We start from the raw sequence: 15,122 nt of genomic DNA, 5'->3' as shown, positions 1-15,122 counted from the left end.
TGCAGTATCCCGGCCCGACCCGACACCTCTGCAAAAATCTTTTGTCCCGATGATGACCGGGCGATATTACCGCCCGGTCATCATGATCTCTCGAAACCTTCGGACCTGCCTTAGGCCGCCGGAAGGCTCCGCTTGCAATCTTGCGATTACTTGAGGTCGATCTTGGCGCCAGCCTTCTCGAGCTGAGCCTTGATCTTCTCGGCCTCTTCCTTGTTGACGCCTTCCTTGACCGGCTTCGGGGCACCCTCGACCAGGTCCTTGGCTTCCTTCAGGCCCAGGCCGGTGATGGCGCGAACTTCCTTGATGACCTCGATCTTCTTGTCGCCGGCCGAAGCCAGGACAACCGTGAACTCGGTCTTCTCTTCCGCCGGAGCGGCAGCGGCAGCGGCCGGGCCAGCAACCGCGACGGCGGCAGCGGCGGACACGCCCCACTTCTCTTCCAGGAGCTTGGCGAGCTCGGCGGCCTCGAGAACGGTGAGCGAGGACAGGTCGTCGACGATTTTCTGCAAGTCAGCCATTGATCTACTTCCTTAAGATGGTTCGGTTCGAAACCAGGTTTTGAGTGTTTGCGAAGGGCGTCAGGCCGCTTCGCCCTTTGAGGCATGAGCCTGAATGACGCGCGCGACCTTGGCCGCGGGTGCGTTGGCGAGCTGGGCGAGCTTGGTCGCCGGTGCCTGGATCAGGCCGACGAGCTTGCCGCGCAGTTCGTCCAGCGACGGCAGCGAGGCGAGAGCCTTGACGCTGTCGACATTCAGGACGGTTTTACCCATGGAGCCGCCGAGGATGACGAACTTTTCGTTCGCCTTGGCGAATTCCATGGCAACCTTGGGCGCCGCGACAGGATCGTTCGAAGTTGCGATCACGGTCGGCCCCTTCAACAGGGGACCGATGCCGACGACGTCCGTGCCTTCAAGAGCAATTTTGGCGAGACGGTTCTTCGAGACCTTCACCGACGCGCCCGCCTGCTTCATCTGCATGCGCAGCTTCTGCATCTGGGCCACGGTGAGGCCGGAATAGTGAGCGACGACCGCGACGCCCGTGGTCTTGAAGACCTCGTGCAGTTCCTCGACCGCCTCTTTCTTTGCCGCTCGTTCCACAGCAAGCTCTCTCCGGTTGGCGGCCTTCGCCCGAAAGCGGGACCGCCGGGTTGCACCCGCCGCCCCACCAAACCTGACCTCCGGACGGAAGAACCCGAGGACACGCAAGGCAAAACGGCGATGAATAGCCTGCCCTTCCGCAAGGCTTTATCGGCCCACGGAGTGTCGAGGTTCGAACCAAACCTGCATGCCACCACGACAGAGGCAGTGGACATGCCGAAATCCGGTCTTCACCCGTCTATGCAGGCCGTATGATTAAGCCATTGAGGAAATTGGACTTCCGCGCCGGCGCCTGCAGTCTCGGACAGGATTCGGAGGGATCGGCGGACCGACCTCCCCTGTGGCATTTCGAGAGCAGAAAGATCCTTCTTTCCTTCCGAGAAATCCAAACGGATATCCTCAAAAGGAATGCTGGCTCCTCTAGACTTTCGGAATGCGCACACGGGCGCGCCAGCAAAAGCCGACCCGCCCGGAAGCCGGTTCTTTAACGGGTGAATGGCGACTTGCCAAGACCCCAAGAGCAAAAATCGCACCAGTTACGTCGGCCAGTCCCGTAGCCCGCATGAGCGTCAGCCAGCGCCCAACGGGCGCAGGCGGAAGCGAGATGCGGGACTCTCGCCAGACCGTCGCGCGGAGAAACCGGCCCCGGAGATCGCTTCCGCCTTCGCCCGAGTGGCTCCGGCGGCGCTCTTCCGGGCTACCCGTCTACCCCTTCGGGCAGGACGCCCCGGCCTCGGCCCAGGCCTTGATCAGCTCGCCGAACTGCTTCTGAGTCCCCGGCGCCGGCGTCCGCCCTGCTCCCGGATTCCAGCCCCAGCCGACCAGTTCGTCCTCAGCCATATGATGAATCAGCTGGGCCATGGTCTTGCCGCCGTTGAGCTTCGGGTCCTTGATCTGGGTGCAGATCTGGCCGAGCGATCGGCCCTGCCAAGCCATCTCGATCGGCGCCAGCTGCCACTTCGGATTGCCGGGCACGCGCGCCGGGTCGAAATTGGCTTCGTGGTGACAGGTCGTGCAGGCGAGCCCGCCGGGCGCGCCCATGCCGGCCTCGCCGCGGACCACCAGCGGCTGGTGCGGAATCATCTTGTCGGTCTGGGTCGGACGATCGCCGGCCGGATGGCAGTTCATGCAGCGCGGCGACTGCAGCACCTTGCCGGCCTCCTCGAACAGCGCCACCGCGCGCTCCTCCTTGTTCTTGATCTTCGCGAAGTCCACCGCCGGCTTCAGGCCATTGGCCACGCGGGTCGCCTCGGGCGCGGCATAGGCGCGCTGAAGCCCCGGATAGGCCGCGACGGCAACCGCAGCCAGGCAGCCGGCGAGCAACGCCATCGCCCCCGTTCTAACCAGTCTCATGCAGTGTCTCCCGGCCGGATCGGCAATTGCGTGGGGCGCGGCAGGCCGAGCTTCGCCATGGCGTTGGCGACGGCCGGTCCGAGCGGCGGGACGCCGGGCTCGCCTACCCCCGATGGCTTCTCTGTCGACGGCACGATCGCGACCTCGATCTCGGGCATCTCGTGGATGCGCAGCGAGCGGTAGGTATCGAAATTGCCCGACACCGGACGTCCCTCGTCGAGCGGCTGCTGCGCATAGAGGATGTGGCCCAGCGCAAAGCCGATGCCGCCCTCCATCTGGGCGCGGATGATGTCGGGATTGACCGCGACGCCGCAGTCGACAGCGCACCAGACCTTGTGCACGACCGGTCCGTCAGCGCCCATCGACAGCTCGACCACCTGGGCGACGTAGGTGTTGAAGCTCTCGACCACGGCAACGCCGCGGGCGCGGCCCGCCTCGAGCTTGGCGCCCTTCCAGTCCGCGAGCTCGGCGACCGCCTTGAGCACACCGGCGTGACGCGGCTTGTCGGCCATCATCGCCAGTCGCCCCTCCACCGGATCCTGACCGGCGGCTTCGAGCAGCTGATCGACGAACGCCTCGACAGCGTAGCCGGTATGGGTGTGGCCGACGGAGCGCCACCACAGCACGGGCACCCCGACATCGACCTGGTGCAGGTCGCAGCGGAAGTTCGGCACCTGGTACGGGATCTCGTTCGAGCCCTCATAGGCGGTCGCATCGAGACCATTCTTCATGGTCATCGCCTCGAACGGCGAGCCCTTCATGATCGACTGGCCGACGATCGTATCCGACCACGCCACGATCTTGCCGTCGCGAACGACGCCGCGCATGCGATGCAGGCTGAACGGCCGGTAGTAGCCGCCGCGCATGTCGTCCTCGCGGGTCCACACCAGCTTGACCGGACATCCCGGCCCGATCGCCTTGGCGACCTGCGCCAGCTCCATGGCGACATGGGTCGACTGCTGCGCGCGCCGGCCGAAGCTGCCGCCGGCGAGAATCGTCTTGAGATCGACCTTGGCGATGTCGAGCCCCAGCACCTGCGCGATCACGGCGTGATCAGGCGTCGGAAACTGGCTGCCGTAGCGCGCCGACGCCGTGTCGCCCTTCCAATGCAGGAATGCGTTGATCGGCTCCATCGGCGCATGCGCCAGATAGGGGAAGACGAACTCGGTCTCGATCAGCTTGCCGCCCTTGGCGATCTCGGCGTCGACATCGCCCTCCTGCTTCACCAGCGCGCCCTGCTTCTTCGCACGTGCGCGAAACTCCTCCAGCAATTGCGCCGTGCCGCGCGTCTCCGCCTTGCTGTCGTCCCAGGTGATCTTGAGCAGGTCGCGTGCCGTCTTGGCCGGCCAAAAGCCCTCCGCATAGACGGCGACGCCATTCGGCACCTCCTTGACGTCGACGACGCCAGGCACGGCCTTCGCTGCTGATGCGTCGAAGGAGGCCACCTTGCCGCCGAACCGCGGCGAGCGCGCCACCAGCACGGTCAAGGTCCCCGGATCCTTGATGTCGAGCGTGTACTCGGCCGAGCCGTTCGACTTCGCCACGCTGTCGAGCCGGGTCACGGCGCCTTCCTTGCCGATCAGCTTGAAGGCGGAGGGATCCTTGAGCTGCGGGTTCGCCGGCACCGGCTGTTGCATCGCCTTCGCGGCCAGCGCGCCGAAACCGCTCTGCTTGCCGGAGGGATGTCTAACGATACCTTTATCGACCGTGATCTCCTCGGCCGGCACCTTCCATTCGTCGGCAGCCGCAGCCACCAGCATCGCGCGCGCGGCGGCGCCGACCTTGCGCATCTGCTCGTAGGAATTGGCGATCGCGCTCGAGCCGCCAGTGCCCTGCACCCCGAACAAGAGATTCTTGTAGAGCACCGGATTCGAGGGCGCATGATCGGCGCGCATCTGCGACCAATCGGCATCGAGCTCCTCGGCCACCAGGGTGGCCATGCCGGTGAACGGGCCCTGTCCGAACTCGATGTGCTTGCAGAGAACGGTGACGGTGTCGTCCTGGCCGATCACCAGAAACGTGTTCGGCGCGATGTTGACGGATTTTGCCGCAGCAGCGTCCTGCGCGTAGGCGACGCCGTTGCGCGCGACATAGGTGGCGAGCACGAACCCAGCGCCGGCTTTCAACAGCGAGCGGCGCGACAAGGTCGCAGCGGCTTCAGATTTCACATGAAGGTTCATGATCAGCCCTCCAGAGTCTTGGCGGCCGAATGAATTGCGGCGCGGATGCGGACATAGCTGGCGCAGCGGCAGATGTTGCCGTTCATTGCGAGATCGATGTCCTGGTCGCTGGGCTTCGGGGTCAGGCTGAGCAGCGCGGCGGCGCTCATCACCTGGCCTGACTGGCAGTAGCCACATTGTGGCACATCATGCGCGGCCCATGCCCTCTGGACGGCAACCGCTTCTTTGCTGGAGAGCCCCTCGATCGTCGTCACCTCGCTCTTCCCGACTGCCGACACCGGCAACGAGCAGGAGCGCACCGTCTGACCGTCGAGATAGACTGTGCAGGCCCCGCATTGCGCAACGCCGCAGCCATATTTGGTGCCGGTCAGCCCAACATTGTCGCGAATGGCCCAGAGCAACGGAGTGCCGGGGTCGACATCAACCTGATGCTCCCGCCCATTGATCTTCAAAGTGAACGCCGCCATGGCCCCTCGCTCTATCTGTCGTCCTAACAGCAAGAGTTAGAAGCATTCGAGAATGGTTCGCAATTCACAGAGATGTGCAGTGCGTCAAAATATTTCTGCGCGGGGCGGAACGTTTTGGACGTAGCCCGCATCAGCGTCAGCCACAGCCCGCTAAGGCGAAAGCGACATGGGGGATGGTCCGTCCCGGGTCGTTCCGCTCGCCCGGGCTACGAGCTACTTGACTTGATAAGGCATCATCTCGCCGGCGAAGAACGCTGTGAGATTCGCCACCACGCAGGCCTGCATCGCGACGTGCGACTCCCTGGTGTTGCCGCCGATATGCGGCGTCACCACCACGTTGGGCAGGGAGGTCAGCTCATCCGGCGCATGCGGCTCCGTCTCGAACACGTCGAGGCCGGCACCGGCAACGGTACCCTCCTTGAGCGCCGCCACCAGCGCCCGCTCGTCGATGACCGAGCCGCGCGAGATGTTGACGATGTGGCCGTCGGTGCCGAGCTTCTTGAGGAGGTCGGCGTTGACGACGTGGGTGGTCTCGGCGCTGGCACGGACGGCGATCATCAGCACGGTGCACCATTCGGCGAGCGCATCGAGGCTCGGGAAATATTGATACGGCAGATCGTCATAGCGGGTGCGGTTGAAATAGCCGACCTCAGTCTCGAAGGCGGCTACGCGGCTCGCGATCTTGCGGCCGATCTCGCCCATGCCGTAGACGCCGACCTTGCAGCCGGCGAGACCGGGCGGCGGCTTCATCAGCGGCGATGGTTTTGCGGACGCCCAGCCCCCGTCGCGGACATAGGCGTCTGCCACCGTCAGCCGCCGCGTGGTCGCCAGCATCAACATCACAGCGACGTCTGCGACCGCCGCGGCATTGGCGCCCGGGCTGTGGCCGACGGCGATGTTACGGGCCGCGGCCGCCTTCAGGTCGACGCCGTCGTAACCGGTGCCATAGCAGACGATGGCCCCGAGCGCCGGCAGCCTGTCCATGTCGGCAGCCCCCAGCGGCGTGCCGCCGGCCGTGATCAGCGCCCGGATCCGCGCGACCTCGTCCGCCGGAAACACCTCGTGCGCCGGCTTGCCGCCGCTGTCGAGCAGATCGAACCGATCGGCAAAGCGCTGGGTCAAGGATTTCGGGAGGCGGGAATAGATCAGGACCTTGTCGGGCATGTCGGCCGCTACTCCAAAATGCGAAGGGCGGGACCGATGAACGATCCCGCCCCTGCTAATCTACCGATGCCCGGCCGCTTAGGCGAGCACGGTGCCCGGCTCGACCTTGACGCCCGGGCCCATCGTCGAGGAGACGGCGACGCGCTGGACGTAGGTGCCCTTGGCGCCCGCCGGCTTGGCCTTCACGACCGCATCCGCCAGCGCCTTGATGTTCTCGACCAGCTTGTCCTCGGCGAACGAGGCCTTGCCGACGCCGGCCTGGATGATGCCGGCCTTCTCGACGCGGAACTCGACCGAACCGCCCTTGGCGCCTTTGACGGCACCGGCGACGTCCATGGTCACGGTGCCGATCTTCGGGTTCGGCATCATGCCGCGCGGACCGAGCACCTTACCGAGACGGCCGACCAGCGGCATCATGTCGGGGGTGGCGATACAGCGGTCGAAGTCGATGTTGCCGTTCTGCACCTTCTCGACCAGGTCCTCCGCGCCGACGACGTCGGCACCGGCGGCCTTGGCTTCGTCGGCCTTGGCGCCGCGGGCGAACACGCCGACGCGCAGCGTACGGCCGGTGCCGTTCGGCAGCATGACGACGCCGCGGACCATCTGGTCGGCATGGCGCGGATCGACGCCGAGGTTGATCGAGACCTCGATGGTCTCGTCGAACTTCGAGACGGCCCGCTCCTTGATCATCTTGATCGCGTCAGCAAGCGGGTAGAGCTTGGTGCGATCGATGCCCTCGCGGGCCTTCTTCAAACGCTTTCCGAGTGCCATGGCGCCTTACCCCGCAACTTCCAGACCCATCGAGCGGGCGGAGCCCTCGACCATCTTCATGGCCGACTCGATCGAGTCGCAATTCAGGTCCTTCATCTTCTTCTCGGCGATATCGCGCACCTGCGCCTTGGTCACCGAGCCGGCCTTGTCACGACCCGGGGCCTTGGAGCCGGACTGGATCTTGGCGGCCTGCTTGAGGAAGTAGGACATCGGCGGGGTCTTCATCTCGAAGGTGAAGGACCGGTCCGCATAAATGGTGATGACCACCGGGATCGGGGTGTTCTTCTCTTCCTTCTGGGTCTGCGCGTTGAACGCCTTGCAGAACTCCATGATGTTGAGACCGCGCTGACCCAGCGCGGGGCCGATCGGCGGCGACGGGTTGGCCGCACCGGCCGGAACCTGAAGCTTCAGGTAACCGGTTACTTTCTTTGCCATTATGACTCTCCAATGCGTTCGCGATTCTGCCTGATGCGAACGCAACGCCTTCGGGCGACAAAACCCTCAGGCGAGGTTTGGGACCGTGGTCCGGCGCGCTTGATCCGGCTGGCAAAGCCGGTCACGCCTCCCACGAACGAAATCGCCCCCCGGTTGGGGAGCGAAGGGCGCCCGATACACGAGATCGGACGAAAAGGAAAGCCCGGGACGCCGAGAGACCCGGCAGCCCGGCCCTTAACCGACGATCTTCTCGACCTGGTTGAATTCCAGTTCGACCGGGGTGGCGCGGCCGAAGATCGACACCGCGACCTTGACCCGCGAGCGGGCCTCGTCGATTTCCTCGACCACGCCGGAGAACGAGGCGAACGGGCCGTCGGCGACGCGGACGTTCTCGCCGATCTCGAACGACACCGAGGATTTCGGCCGCTCCACGCCTTCCTGCATCTGGTTCAGGATGCGCATCGCCTCGCCTTCGGAGATCGGCATCGGCTTGTTCTCGGCGCCGAGGAAGCCGGTCACCTTGGGCGTATTCTTGATCAGGTGGAACGCCTCGTCGGTCAGCTTCATCTTCACCAGCACGTAGCCGGGGAAGAACTTGCGCTCGGCGTCGATCTTGCGGCCGCGGCGCACCTCGGTGACCTTCTCGATCGGCACCAGCACCTGCTCGAACAGGTCCTCGAGATTGCGCTGCTTGGCCTGCTCGCGGATCGACTCCGCGACCTTCTTCTCGAAGTTCGAATAGGCGTGGACGATGTACCAGCGCTTGTCGGAGCTTTGCGTTGCGGTTGCCATCAGTGAATGCCCAGCACGAGGGTGATGAGATAACGGATGATCTGATCGGCGGCGAAGAAGAACACCGAGGCCAGCGCCACCATCACGAACACCATGATCGTGGTGATGGTGACCTCGCGACGGCTCGGCCACGAGACCTTGGCGGTCTCCGAGCGCACTTCCTGCAGGAATTTGAACGGGCTGGTAGCCATCGTCAGGGGTCCGCGTCCGTCATCGGACGATTGAAGAGTTGACTGGGAAAACCGAACAGCCGTCCTTGGCCCACCCTCTTGTCGGAGAGATGAGCCGAATCCACGGGCTCGCTTGTTCGGGGAGTGAAAAGCCGCGCCGGATATCCGCTTTTATCGCGGGCCGGCTGCAGGTTATCGAGATATCTACTGTCGGGCCGGCCAAAGGTCAAGATATGGGCATGCCGGGCGTCGGCGGCCATTCCCGCGTCAGGCCCCCGCCTGGTCCGCCACAACGCGGTTTTTCGTGCAACGGCAGGCCATTTCCGCACCACGGCAGGTTGAGCAGTTGCCGCGACGAAATGCCCGTGGTGGAGCGGCTCTTGCCGGGCCTGCGCCACCCGCTCATTCTCGTCCGCACAAGAACAATCCGGAGGAAACCCATGACCTTTGCCCCGCGCAAGGGACGGACGCGCCTTGCCGCCGTCAGCCTTGCTGCTCTCGGTCTTGCCGCTCTCGCCCTCACCGCCGTCCCTGCCTGTGCCCAGGCCCAAGCCCCGCTCAAGATCGGCGTGCTTAGCGACTTCTCGTCGGTCTATTCGGACATCGGCGGCCAGGGCAATCTCGAGGCCACCAAGCTCGCGGTCGAGGAGTTCGGCGGCAGCATGTTCGGCAAGCCGATCGAGGTAATCAGCGCCGATCCGCAGAACAAGGCCGACATCGCCGCCGCGATCGTGCGCAAATGGTACGAGAACGAGGCCGTCGACATGATCATCGACATGCCGACCTCGGCGACCGCGCTCGCCGGCATGGAGATGTCGAAGCAGTTCGAGAAGCTGATGATCGTGACGGATGCCGCGAGCTCCGACATCACCGGCAAGTCCTGCTCGCCCTACACCGTGCACTGGACCTACGACACCTACGGCAACGCGCACACGGTCGGCAGCGCGATCGTCAAGAACGGCGGCAACACCTGGTTCTTCATCACCGCCGACTATCTGTTCGGCCATTCGATCGAGCGCGACACCGGCGACGTCGTGCGCGCCGCCGGCGGCACGGTGGTCGGCAGCGCAAGGCATCCGCTGAACAACCAGGACTTCTCGTCCTTCCTGCTGCAGGCGCAGGCCAGCAAGGCCAAGATCATCGGCATGGCCAATGGCGGCGGCGACACCATCAACACCATCAAGCAGGCCGCCGAGTTCGGCATCGTCGCCGGCGGCCAGAACCTCGCCGGCATCGTGATGTTCATCTCCGACATCCACAGCCTCGGCCTGAAGCTCGCCCAGGGCCTGATCATCACCGAGGCATATTACTGGGATCTCAACGACCGCTCCCGGGCGTTCGGCAAGAAGTTCTTCGAGCGCATGAAGCGGATGCCGACCATGAACCAGGCGGCGACCTACAGCGCGACCCTGCACTATCTCAACGCGGTCAAGGCAGCAGGCAGTCGCGACACCAAGCCGGTGCTCGCCAAGATGCGCGAGACCCCGGTGCGCGACGCCTTCACCGAGAACGGCTTCGTCCGCGAGGACGGCCGCATGGTGCACTCGATGTTCCTGTTCGAGGTGAAGAAGCCCGAGGAGTCGAAGGGCCCGTGGGATTATTACAAGGTGCTGGCCGAGGTGCCCGGCGACCAGGTGTTCCGGCCGATGAAGGACGGCAACTGTCCTTATGTGAAGCAATAAGGGGTTGCTGAAATGCATTCGGGGCTCGCGCGTTGCGGGCCCCGGCCTAACCTGTCTCGTCGATTTTTGGCTTAAGTGCTTGATCTCGCTGGCAGGAGTGGAGAGGCTCGAACTCCCAACCCCCGGTTTTGGAGACCGGTGCTCTACCAATTGAGCTACACTCCTAGCGAGCCGGGACAGTGTCGCCGGTTCGCGCGCTTTGAAGCATAGACCTCCCCCCGAATGCAAGGGTGCAATGGGGCAAATCGACTGGTCAGACCACAACTTCCGCGCCAGACTTGATGCAAACCGACAACAGGACTTCAGGGAGAGCCCATGACCCCGCCGACTACCGCATCAAGCGCGCACCTTTCCGCGCTCCGCTCGCTGACGCCGCCGCTGCCGGATGACCGCCCCGAGGCGCTGGGCCTGTCCCAGGCGCCGCTGCAGCGAGCTTCGGATGCGTTCAAGCGCGAGGCCGACAAGGGAACCATCCCCGGTGCCACCCTGCTGGTCGGCCGCCGCGGCCGGATCGGCTGGTTCGACGCCATCGGCCGGCAAGCGCCCGACGCCGACACGCCGATGCGGCCGGATTCGATCTTCCGCATCTTCTCGATGACCAAGCCGATCGTCTCGCTCGGGATCATGATGCTGGTCGAGGACGGCGAGCTGCTGCTGTCCGACCCGGTCGCCAAGTTCATCCCGGAATTCGGCGAGCAGAAAGTGGGCGTCGAGACCGGCGGCAAGCTGGAGCTGGTGCCGGTCGCCCAGCCGATGACGGTCCAGGACCTGCTGCGCCACACCTCGGGCTTGGCGTATGAGCACACCGGCACCGGGCCGGTGCACCAGCTCTACCAGCAATCGCGGGTGCGCAGCCGCAAGATCACCAATGCCGAGCACGCGGCCATCCTCGCCGGCCTGCCGCTGATCTGCCAGCCCGGCGCCGAGTTCAACTACAGCCGCTCGACCGACATCCTCGGACGGATCATCGAGGTCGTCGCAGGCACATCGCTCGGCGCCTTTCTCTCCGAGCGCATCCTCAAGCCGCTCGGCATGAATGAGACCGGCTTCTTCACGAGCGAGGCCAATGCGCACCGGCTCGCCGAGCCGTTCGCGAAGGACCCGTGGACCGGCGAGGCGGTCAACCTGTTCAAGATGACCGAGCAGCCGCTGATGGAATCCGGCGGCGGCGGGCTGGTGGCGACCACGATGGACTACGCCCGCTTCTGCGCGATGCTGCTCAGCAAGGGCAGCCTCGACGGCACCCGGCTGGTCGGCCGCAAGACGCTCGAGCTGATGGCCTCCGACCATCTCGGGCCCCACGTCAAGACCCAGGGCACCCTGCTGTCGCCCGGTCACGGCTTCGGCCTCGGCTTCGCGGTGCGCCGCGAGGCCGGCATCGCCCCCTTCCCCGGCTCGGCCGGCACCTTCTTCTGGAGCGGAATCGCCGGCACGTTCTTCTGGATCGATCCGAAGGAGGATCTGTTCTGCGTGTTCATGGCCCAGGCCCCCGGACAGCGGGACTATCTGCGCACGCTGGTGCGCGACGTGGTGTATGCCGCGGTGGAGTGAGGGCGCCTGCTTCCTAGCACGGATGAGCGCAGCGACATCCGGGATATCCGCTCTCGTCATGTGACCCCGCACATCGCTTCGCTCATGCGGGCAACAACGCTGTGTTCGCGGCGAATGCGGGCCTGCCCCGTTTGCCCGGATGGCGCGACAACCACTGCTGTCGTCCCGGCGAACGCCGGGACCCATACCGCGTGATTTGTCGAGGGACGTCACTGCCAGTTGCCGGCCTCATGCCGGCCGGTGGTTATGGGTCCCCGCGTTCGCGGGGACGACACCGTTGGATGAGGCCATGGCACCGGCCCCACTGACAGCTCTCCTCAACTGATCGTCGCGCCGCCGTCGATCACCATGGTCTGTCCCGTCATGAAGTTGCCGGCGGCCGAGCCCAGGAACACCGCAGCGCCGGCGATTTCGTCGGGGATGCCGATGCGGAGCAGCGGCGAGCGGGCGGTGGAGGCCTTGAGGTTCTCCGGATTGTCCCACAGCGCCTTGGCAAAATCGGTCTTGATCAGGCCGGGCGCGATGCAGTTCACGCGCACATTGTGCGGGCCGTATTCGCAGGCGAGGTTGCGCGCGAGCTGCATGTCGGCGGCCTTGGAGATCGCGTAGGCACCGAGGATGGTCGAGCCCTTCAGGCCGCCGATCGAGGAGACGATGATGATCGAACCGTCCTTGCGCGCGATCATCTGCGGCACGACCATGCTGATCAGCCAGTTGTTGGCGACGATGTTGTTGTCGAGGATCTTGCGGAATTGATCGTCGGAGATGCCCGCGAGCGGCCCGTAATACGGGTTCGACGCCGCGTTGCAGACCAGCACGTCGATCCTGCCGTAGATGCGGTTGGCCTCGTCGACGAGGTTCTGCAGGTTCTCCTTGCTGGAGATGTTGGCGGCGACCGCGGCCGCGGTACCCGCTCCAAATCGCTCATTGAGCTCCTTGGCGACAGCATCGCAGACATCCGCCTTGCGCGAAGAGATCACCACCTTGGCGCCATGCTCGGCCATGCGCTCGGCAATGGCGAGCCCGATGCCGCGCGTGGATCCGGTGATGACAGCGACCTTGCCGGTCATGTCGAACAGGGTCATTGGGGTGTTCCTCCTTGGGTTGAGTTGTTATGAATTGCGGGATGATGGCCGCTGGCCCGACCGCGTAGCCCGGATGAGCGAAGCGACATCCGGGGTCTCAGGTGCTGTGGCGATGAACCCGCACGCCGCTTCGCTCATCCGGGCTACGGGATGCCTCACGCCAGCTTGCTCGTCGTCAGCTCCGGCCCGGCCGGCTGATGCATCGCCTTGTGCCTTGCATCCGCGATCCACGGCTGCTGATTGACCATTGGCAGGCGCCATGTGCTGGTCTCGCCGGCCACGATGTGGTCGAGCCGGGTCACCGAGCAATTGTCGATGTCGAAGGCCAGCCCCTTCTCGACCAGGCCGCCGAGCGCCAGGCCAACAGCCGCCTTGATGGTGCCGCCATGGCCGACGGCGATGACGTCGCGGCCGGCTTCCGAAACCGTGATGCGCGCAATCGCCGCTGTCACGCGGGTGTACAGATCCATGTAGCTCTCGCCGCCCGGCGCCGGCTCATCGATGTCGGCGAACCAGTGGCTGCCCGCCGGCCGGCTCGCCAGGAACGCGGCGCGGTTCATGCCCTGCCATTGCCCGAGATGCTGCTCGGCAAAAGCGGTCTCCCTGATCATCGCTGCGGGACGCGGGAATCCGGCGGCCCAGATCGCCTCCGCAGTCTGATGCGTACGCATCAGACTGCTCGCATACCACACCGCGCTGCGCGGCAGGATTTTCGCGACCGCCTCGAACACCTCGCGATCGGAGGTATCGCAGGCGATGTCGGACTGGCCATAGATGTTGCCGCCGTCGCTGCGCACCGGCGCGTGACGCACCCACCACCAGCGCGTGGTGACGACAGAAGGTTTCGTTCCATCAGCCGACATCGCTCAAACCCTTCCCTCCGCTCGTCTCTCGCTGTACGTGAAGGCCTAGATCGTCTCAAGCCGCTTGGCGATCTCAGCACGTTTGAAACGGCGTTTGAATTCCGTTGCGCGGCACGCAACTGATTACAATTGAAGCAGGAGGAAACATGGGCCGCCTCGAAGGCAAATCCGTCATCATCACCGGCGCCGGCAGCGGCATCGGCCGCGCCGCATCGCTGATGTTCACCAGGGAAGGCGCGCGGCTGATCGCAGTCGATCGCAGCGAAGGCGTCAAGGAGACCGTCGAGCTCGTCAAGCAGCAGGGCGGCATCGCGGAAGCCGTGATCGCCGACGCCGGCTCCGAGGCCGATGTCAGCGGCTTCATCGATCGCGCCGTCGCGACCTATGGCAAGCTCGACGTGATCTGGGCCAATGCCGGCATCTCCGGCGGGCTGATCCCGATCGCCGAGCAGACCGTCGAGCACTGGCAGGAGATCCTGCGCATCAACCTGATCGGGCCGTTCCTCGCGGTCAAATACGCGATGCCGCACATGGTGCGGCAGCAGCGCGGCGCCATCGTCTGCACGGCCTCCGTTGCGGGCCTGAAGTCGGGCGCCTCGGGCCATCCCTATGCCGCAAGCAAGGCCGGCGTCATCAGCCTGGTGCAGACCACCGCCTATTCGCTGTCCGGCACCGGCGTGCGGATCAACGCGGTCTGTCCCGGCCTGATCGAGACCGGCATGACCAAGCCGATCTTCGACGGCGCCAAGGAGCGCGGCACCGAAGGCAAGATCGGCCAGCTCAATCCGCTGAAGCGCGCCGGCCAGCCGCACGAGATCGCGGCGATGGCCCTGTTCCTCGCCAGCGACGAGGCGTCCTACGTCAACGGCCAGGCTTTCCCGGTCGACGGTGGCCTCACGGCATCGATGCCATACGCGGGAAAACCGATTTAGCCGGGTTGCCGCGCCAAACACCGGTGTCCTCCCGCAGAACGCCGGGACCCATATCCCCTGGCCGGAATGAAGCCCGCAACTGACAGCGACGTCCCTCGCCAGATCACGCGGTATGGGTCCCGGCGTCCGCCGGGATGACAGCTGTTGTTGCCGCGCCACTGCGGCCCGTTCAGCACAGCTGCGCGCAACACACTCCGCTGTCGTTCCCGCGAACGCGGGAACCCATACCGCGGAATCGCGCGAGCAACGTGGCTGCCGGCTGTCCGTCAGGCGACGTTCCTTTCTGCAGCCGTCATTGCGAGCGCAGCGACGGAGTTCAATCATGATGACCGCGTGCAATCATGCAAAATTCTTCCCGCGACGCCTTCGCGCCCGAGTGATCCCGAATTTCACCGCCCTCTCGCATCGAGGGCGCAGGGAAGGCCAGGCGTCGGCTGACGCCTGCGGCCCACCTGCGAAAAAAATGCAGGCGGCAGGTACCACAGGTGCAGCCGAGAACGCCCGGCCTTCCCTGCGCGACGGTCTTAACGCTTACTTCGTGCTCTCCCCGGGGACCGGCTTGATTGCCCCCGTGATCGAC

At 65.1% G+C, this 15,122-nt stretch carries 15 protein-coding genes and 1 tRNA gene; 3 read left to right on the top strand and 13 right to left on the bottom strand.

Translation table 11 applies throughout. The features are described 5' to 3' along the window. Positions 1-146 precede the first annotated feature (146 nt). The 10 genes from rplL to secE form a co-directional block, all read right to left on the bottom strand. Positions 147-518, bottom strand: a complete 372-nt coding sequence (gene rplL / locus QX070_RS13890; protein ID WP_315737591.1) for a 50S ribosomal protein L7/L12 — start codon at positions 516-518, stop codon at positions 147-149. 60 nt (positions 519-578) lie between these two features. Beyond that, positions 579-1,097, bottom strand: a complete 519-nt coding sequence (gene rplJ, locus QX070_RS13885; protein ID WP_315737590.1) for a 50S ribosomal protein L10 — start codon at positions 1,095-1,097, stop codon at positions 579-581. 705 nt (positions 1,098-1,802) lie between these two features. Continuing rightward, the gene (locus QX070_RS13880; RefSeq protein ID WP_315737589.1) at positions 1,803-2,450 is read right to left on the bottom strand and encodes an Isoquinoline 1-oxidoreductase subunit; all 648 of its coding nucleotides are present in this window, start codon (positions 2,448-2,450) and stop codon (positions 1,803-1,805) included. Beyond that, positions 2,447-4,630, bottom strand: a complete 2,184-nt coding sequence (locus tag QX070_RS13875; protein WP_315737588.1) for a xanthine dehydrogenase family protein molybdopterin-binding subunit — start codon at positions 4,628-4,630, stop codon at positions 2,447-2,449. The genes QX070_RS13880 and QX070_RS13875 overlap by 4 nt, the downstream gene beginning before the upstream one ends. 2 nt (positions 4,631-4,632) lie before the next feature. Beyond that, on the bottom strand, positions 4,633-5,097 hold the full coding sequence (locus QX070_RS13870) for a (2Fe-2S)-binding protein (protein WP_315737587.1): 465 nt from the start codon (positions 5,095-5,097) through the stop codon (positions 4,633-4,635). Positions 5,098-5,310: 213 nt separating this feature from the next. Continuing rightward, positions 5,311-6,261: a 2-hydroxyacid dehydrogenase gene (locus QX070_RS13865; protein ID WP_315737586.1), complete on the bottom strand. Its 951-nt coding sequence runs from the start codon at positions 6,259-6,261 to the stop codon at positions 5,311-5,313. Between the two features lie 78 nt (positions 6,262-6,339). Then, a complete protein-coding gene (gene rplA, locus QX070_RS13860; protein ID WP_315737585.1) occupies positions 6,340-7,032 on the bottom strand; it encodes a 50S ribosomal protein L1 in 693 nt (230 codons plus the stop codon). Between the two features lie 6 nt (positions 7,033-7,038). After that, on the bottom strand, positions 7,039-7,467 hold the full coding sequence (rplK, locus tag QX070_RS13855; protein WP_315737584.1) for a 50S ribosomal protein L11: 429 nt from the start codon (positions 7,465-7,467) through the stop codon (positions 7,039-7,041). A gap of 234 nt (positions 7,468-7,701) precedes the next feature. Next, positions 7,702-8,259: a transcription termination/antitermination protein NusG gene (nusG, locus tag QX070_RS13850; protein WP_284423110.1), complete on the bottom strand. Its 558-nt coding sequence runs from the start codon at positions 8,257-8,259 to the stop codon at positions 7,702-7,704. Continuing rightward, the gene (secE, locus tag QX070_RS13845; RefSeq protein WP_006611822.1) at positions 8,259-8,450 is read right to left on the bottom strand and encodes a preprotein translocase subunit SecE; all 192 of its coding nucleotides are present in this window, start codon (positions 8,448-8,450) and stop codon (positions 8,259-8,261) included. The genes nusG and secE overlap by 1 nt, the downstream gene beginning before the upstream one ends. A 419-nt stretch (positions 8,451-8,869) precedes the next feature. Between secE and QX070_RS13840 the strand changes: the two genes are divergently transcribed. Next, on the top strand, positions 8,870-10,111 hold the full coding sequence (locus tag QX070_RS13840; protein WP_315737583.1) for an ABC transporter substrate-binding protein: 1,242 nt from the start codon (positions 8,870-8,872) through the stop codon (positions 10,109-10,111). An 89-nt stretch (positions 10,112-10,200) separates the two neighbouring features. Here the strand turns inward: QX070_RS13840 and QX070_RS13835 are convergent. Further along, positions 10,201-10,276: transfer RNA gene (locus QX070_RS13835), tRNA-Trp, on the bottom strand. A 150-nt stretch (positions 10,277-10,426) separates the two neighbouring features. Between QX070_RS13835 and QX070_RS13830 the strand changes: the two genes are divergently transcribed. Beyond that, positions 10,427-11,662 carry a serine hydrolase domain-containing protein gene (locus tag QX070_RS13830; protein ID WP_315737582.1) on the top strand — a complete coding sequence of 412 codons (1,236 nt, stop codon included), beginning with the start codon at positions 10,427-10,429 and terminating at the stop codon, positions 11,660-11,662. 317 nt (positions 11,663-11,979) lie between these two features. Here the strand turns inward: QX070_RS13830 and QX070_RS13825 are convergent, their stop codons facing one another. Beyond that, positions 11,980-12,747 carry an SDR family oxidoreductase gene (locus QX070_RS13825; RefSeq protein ID WP_315737581.1) on the bottom strand — a complete coding sequence of 256 codons (768 nt, stop codon included), beginning with the start codon at positions 12,745-12,747 and terminating at the stop codon, positions 11,980-11,982. Between the two features lie 155 nt (positions 12,748-12,902). Further along, complete coding sequence (locus QX070_RS13820; protein ID WP_315737580.1) at positions 12,903-13,610, bottom strand: histidine phosphatase family protein; 708 nt, start codon at positions 13,608-13,610, stop codon at positions 12,903-12,905. 146 nt (positions 13,611-13,756) lie between these two features. Between QX070_RS13820 and QX070_RS13815 the strand changes: the two genes are divergently transcribed. Continuing rightward, positions 13,757-14,542: an SDR family oxidoreductase gene (locus QX070_RS13815; protein WP_315737579.1), complete on the top strand. Its 786-nt coding sequence runs from the start codon at positions 13,757-13,759 to the stop codon at positions 14,540-14,542. The last annotated feature ends 580 nt before the right edge of the window (positions 14,543-15,122 follow it).

The sequence above is a fragment of the Bradyrhizobium sp. SZCCHNR1093 genome (assembly GCF_032381175.1).
In the GTDB taxonomy this organism is placed as follows: domain Bacteria; phylum Pseudomonadota; class Alphaproteobacteria; order Rhizobiales; family Xanthobacteraceae; genus Bradyrhizobium.
The sequence above is the reverse complement of the archived record's forward strand: the minus strand, read 5'-3'. Positions and strand labels throughout refer to the sequence as shown.

Coding starts and splice junctions, on each gene's coding strand:
- rplL (WP_315737591.1), bottom strand. CDS start 518: ATGGCTGACTTGCAGAAAATCGTCGACGACCTGTCCTCGCTCACCGTT.
- QX070_RS13875 (WP_315737588.1), bottom strand. CDS start 4,630: ATGAACCTTCATGTGAAATCTGAAGCCGCTGCGACCTTGTCGCGCCGC.
- QX070_RS13820 (WP_315737580.1), bottom strand. CDS start 13,610: ATGTCGGCTGATGGAACGAAACCTTCTGTCGTCACCACGCGCTGGTGG.
- QX070_RS13825 (WP_315737581.1), bottom strand. CDS start 12,747: ATGACCCTGTTCGACATGACCGGCAAGGTCGCTGTCATCACCGGATCC.
- QX070_RS13815 (WP_315737579.1), top strand. CDS start 13,757: ATGGGCCGCCTCGAAGGCAAATCCGTCATCATCACCGGCGCCGGCAGC.
- QX070_RS13880 (WP_315737589.1), bottom strand. CDS start 2,450: ATGAGACTGGTTAGAACGGGGGCGATGGCGTTGCTCGCCGGCTGCCTG.
- QX070_RS13830 (WP_315737582.1), top strand. CDS start 10,427: ATGACCCCGCCGACTACCGCATCAAGCGCGCACCTTTCCGCGCTCCGC.
- rplK (WP_315737584.1), bottom strand. CDS start 7,467: ATGGCAAAGAAAGTAACCGGTTACCTGAAGCTTCAGGTTCCGGCCGGT.
- secE (WP_006611822.1), bottom strand. CDS start 8,450: ATGGCTACCAGCCCGTTCAAATTCCTGCAGGAAGTGCGCTCGGAGACC.
- QX070_RS13870 (WP_315737587.1), bottom strand. CDS start 5,097: ATGGCGGCGTTCACTTTGAAGATCAATGGGCGGGAGCATCAGGTTGAT.
- QX070_RS13840 (WP_315737583.1), top strand. CDS start 8,870: ATGACCTTTGCCCCGCGCAAGGGACGGACGCGCCTTGCCGCCGTCAGC.
- rplA (WP_315737585.1), bottom strand. CDS start 7,032: ATGGCACTCGGAAAGCGTTTGAAGAAGGCCCGCGAGGGCATCGATCGC.
- QX070_RS13865 (WP_315737586.1), bottom strand. CDS start 6,261: ATGCCCGACAAGGTCCTGATCTATTCCCGCCTCCCGAAATCCTTGACC.
- nusG (WP_284423110.1), bottom strand. CDS start 8,259: ATGGCAACCGCAACGCAAAGCTCCGACAAGCGCTGGTACATCGTCCAC.